This is a genomic window from Bullifex sp. (assembly GCF_034103065.1).
In the GTDB taxonomy this organism is placed as follows: domain Bacteria; phylum Spirochaetota; class Spirochaetia; order Sphaerochaetales; family Sphaerochaetaceae; genus Bullifex.
This window is the reverse complement of record NZ_JAXEGN010000093.1, coordinates 1-3,488: the sequence shown is the minus strand read 5'-3', so window position 1 is coordinate 3,488 and position 3,488 is coordinate 1. Positions and strand designations below refer to the sequence as shown.

4 protein-coding genes are annotated in these 3,488 nt (G+C 33.2%); all 4 read left to right on the top strand.

Going from position 1 to position 3,488, the window contains the following annotated elements:
* Window positions 1–115: 115 nt before the first annotated feature.
* Window positions 116–451, top strand: a complete 336-nt coding sequence (locus tag SOY52_RS03880; protein WP_320847669.1) for a hypothetical protein — start codon at window positions 116–118, stop codon at window positions 449–451.
* Entirely contained in the window at window positions 441–1,349 is a 909-nt protein-coding gene (locus tag SOY52_RS03875; RefSeq protein WP_320847668.1) for an RluA family pseudouridine synthase, read from the top strand. The genes SOY52_RS03880 and SOY52_RS03875 overlap by 11 nt, the downstream gene beginning before the upstream one ends.
* Window positions 1,350–1,382: 33 nt before the next feature.
* Complete coding sequence (rsgA, locus tag SOY52_RS03870) at window positions 1,383–2,315, top strand: ribosome small subunit-dependent GTPase A (RefSeq protein ID WP_320847667.1); 933 nt, start codon at window positions 1,383–1,385, stop codon at window positions 2,313–2,315.
* Window positions 2,312–3,488: MutS-related protein (locus SOY52_RS03865; RefSeq protein ID WP_414429584.1), on the top strand; the 1,177-nt coding region annotated here is incomplete at its 3' end. The genes rsgA and SOY52_RS03865, both read left to right, overlap by 4 nt.

Genomic DNA, 3,488 nt, shown 5'->3' with positions numbered 1-3,488 from the left:
GTACCAACTATTTCTATTCTTTCAATGGGTATGAGTGGTGATTACAAAGAAGCAATAATGTGTGGTAGTAATATGGTTAGAATCGGAACAGCTATCTTTGGTGAAAGGAATTATAATGTTTAAAAAAGCTATAGCTATAATACTTTTATTTACATTAATTCTTTCTCCACTGTTTTCTGCAGCAGAGCTCTCTTATAAACCATATGGAGAAGAAGAATTTCCGATTTGGACAATGAAAATGAGGAGAGCTGAATCAATATTTTTTGGCTCTCTTGTTTTAACTTTACCGCTTACTTCATTAGTTTGGTCGCTTTGTGAAAATGTCGGTTTAATACAGCCGATTACTAAGCCTATGGATAAGTTTTTATGTCAGCTTGGAGTAGCTTCTGGTCTTTCTCTTTGTATTTCAGCTGCTGATTGGATAATAGGGGAAGTTAGTAGTGATAGTTGAAAAGAAAGAAGCTTTTATTTGTAACACAGAAAATCGAGTTGATAAAGTTGCATCTACTATTGTTCCCAGATCTATTTTCTCGCAAGCTGATACAAAAATACTTGTAAATGGAAAAAGTGTAAAAAAGAGTCAAAAGGTAAAAGTGGGAGATAAAATCGATATTATCTATAACGAAGAAACCTTTGAAGGCTTGCTTGCAGAGGATATTAAATTAGATGTTGTTTTTGAGGATGATTCAATACTTGTAATCAACAAACCTTGTGGTATGGTTGTTCATCCTGGTGCTGGTAACTATACAGGTACAGTTGTAAATGCTCTTTTGTATCGCTACGGTGATGATTTTAAAACATTAGAAGAGGATGATAGTGATCTTAGACCAGGTATTGTTCACCGTCTTGATAAAGATACTAGTGGGCTTCTATTAATTGCTAAAACAAGAGATGCACATAAAAATCTTGCAATGCAATTCCAAGAGCACAGTAATGAAAAGATATATTTAGCTATCTGTAAGGGAAATTTTATTAAAAAAAGAGGAACCATTACTAAAAATATTGTTAGAAGTGAGCTAAATAGAAAAACCTTTACTGTTACAGATGATGATAGAGGTAAAAGTGCAATTACACACTATACTGTCTTAAGACAATATGATGGTTATGCTTTTGTGCGTGTAAAAATTGAAACTGGAAGAACACATCAAATCAGAGTGCATTTAAAAAGTATTAATCATCCTATTTTAGGTGATGAGATCTACTCAAGGAAGGATAACTTATTTGATGTTCCTCTCTGTTTACATGCCTTTACGCTCTCAATTGATCATCCTGTAACAGGAGAAAGATTAACCTTTAGAGCAAAGCTACCTGAACGAATGAGAGATGTAATAAAAAAGCTTTCTATTTGACTACCAACTCTTAATTGGAGTAGACTCAATCTCATGCAAGGTCAAATCAGAAGAGCAATTAATAATCTATATACAGTATATGCAGAAGATCAAAAAATATACTCCTGTAAGATCAAGGGAAAGAAGCTTCCACTTGAGGAGTTTGAATATAATCCTTTAGCAGTAGGGGATAGAGTTGAATTTACTCCATATTCAGAAAATGAAGGGTTAATAACAGCTAGATTAGAGCGTAAAAGTGTATTTAGAAGGTGGAATGTAAAGCTTGAAAAGAATCAAACAATTGCTGCTAATATGGATCAAGTTGCAATTGTAACCTCTGCTTTTGAGCCTCCATTCAGACCAAGATTTTTAGACCGTGCATTAACTTGCTCTCAGGGTTGTGAAAGAATTATTGTTATGAATAAGTGTGATTTCTATCTTAATGAATTAGAGTTTGAAAGATGGGCCTTATATCACAAGCTTGGTTATAAAATAATAGCAGTAAGTGCAGCTACTGGTGAAAATATAGAAGAGCTTAAATCTCTTCTTCGTGGTAAGGTTACAGCCTTTGTTGGGCAATCAGGGGTTGGAAAATCAACACTTGTTAATTTAATTTGTGACCCTGAAAAAAAGCAGGTAACAAATGAAATTAGCGAAAAATATCAAAGAGGAAGACATACTACTAACCATGCCCTTTGGTTCGAAAAGGATGATATAACAATTATTGACACTCCAGGTGTTAGAGAGATGTTAGTTCCGCTTGAGGATGTTAAACTTTTAAGTGATGCTTTTCCTGAATTTGCTAACTTTGAGTGTGAATTTTCAGGGTGTACTCACATAGATGAACCAGGATGTGGGGTAAAACAAGGTGTTGAAGATGAATTAATTGATTTAGACCGCTATGAATCTTATTTACACCTTTATCAAAGTATCAAAGAAAGAACACCTCAATGGTCAAGAACTAAATTCAGGAAAAATAAACAATGATAAATAAACAAACCTTAGCTGACTTAGAGCTTGATAAAGTTCTTGATATAGTCAGATTAAATAGTATCTCAAAGAAGGGTGAAAGAAAACTTAGCTCAAATTCAATTACCGATGATAAGAAAGTAATAGATCAAAGAGCTGATAGAATTGATCAAATAATTGCTCTAATTAAAATTAAGGGACAAAGTGTTAATTACTTTTGTTCTATTGATAATATTTTTACCTATAAAAACTCTGCATCCTTCGATGGAAAGGATATTTACAGTGTTGGTTCTTTTTTGTCATCCATTCCTTCATTAGAAGCTTTTTTAGATATTCCTTTAATAGATAAAGAATTAAAGGAGTTAAAGGATAATATTTCCCTTTCAATTGATGAAGAAGGCTTTGTAAAAGAAACACATCCTCTTTTGTATCCACTCTTTAAGAAAGTTGAAGAAACTAAGCAGAGAAGACAAATATATAGTCAGAACTTCTTATCAACACACTTAGATGCTGCTCAAAACTTAAATGCTGTTTATAGAAATGAACGTGTTGTTTTACCTATTAAAAGAGAAAAGAGAGGAATGGTGGAAGGCTATATTCAAGGCTCATCTCAATCTGGTGGAACACTATTTATTGAACCATTTGAGCTCGTTGAATTAAACAACCAAGTTGTACTTGCTGAAGAAGAAATAATTAGGATGAAACAAAAAATTCTACTAGATATTTCTCTAAAAATTAGAGCTAATTTAGAGCAATTAAGGGCTTTAGATAGCTTTGTTGAGGATTTTGATTTCCACTATGCAGCAGCTTGCTTTATTTTGAAAACTAAAGGTGTAAGAATTAATTATTCATCAAATATAAGTTTATTAAATGCTCGCCATCCACTTTTAGGAGCAAAGGCTGTTCCTATTTCTCTTACTTTAGATAGCGATGTTAAATGTGTTGTACTTTCAGGTGCGAATGCTGGGGGTAAAACTGTTTCAATGAAAACTGTTGCACTCTTTGCGCTATTAAATCAGATATTTGGTTTTGCACCTTGCCAGGAAGGCTCTAGTTTACCAATTTTTAAAACAATATATACGGATATTGGTGATGGTCAATCGATTAGTGAAAACTTTTCTACCTTCTCTCACCACATGTCTAATGTAGCTTACATAACTCGAAAAGCTGATGAAGAATCATTAGTGCTGC

Coding starts and splice junctions, on each gene's coding strand:
- SOY52_RS03880 (WP_320847669.1), top strand. CDS start 116: ATGTTTAAAAAAGCTATAGCTATAATACTTTTATTTACATTAATTCTT.
- rsgA (WP_320847667.1), top strand. CDS start 1,383: ATGCAAGGTCAAATCAGAAGAGCAATTAATAATCTATATACAGTATAT.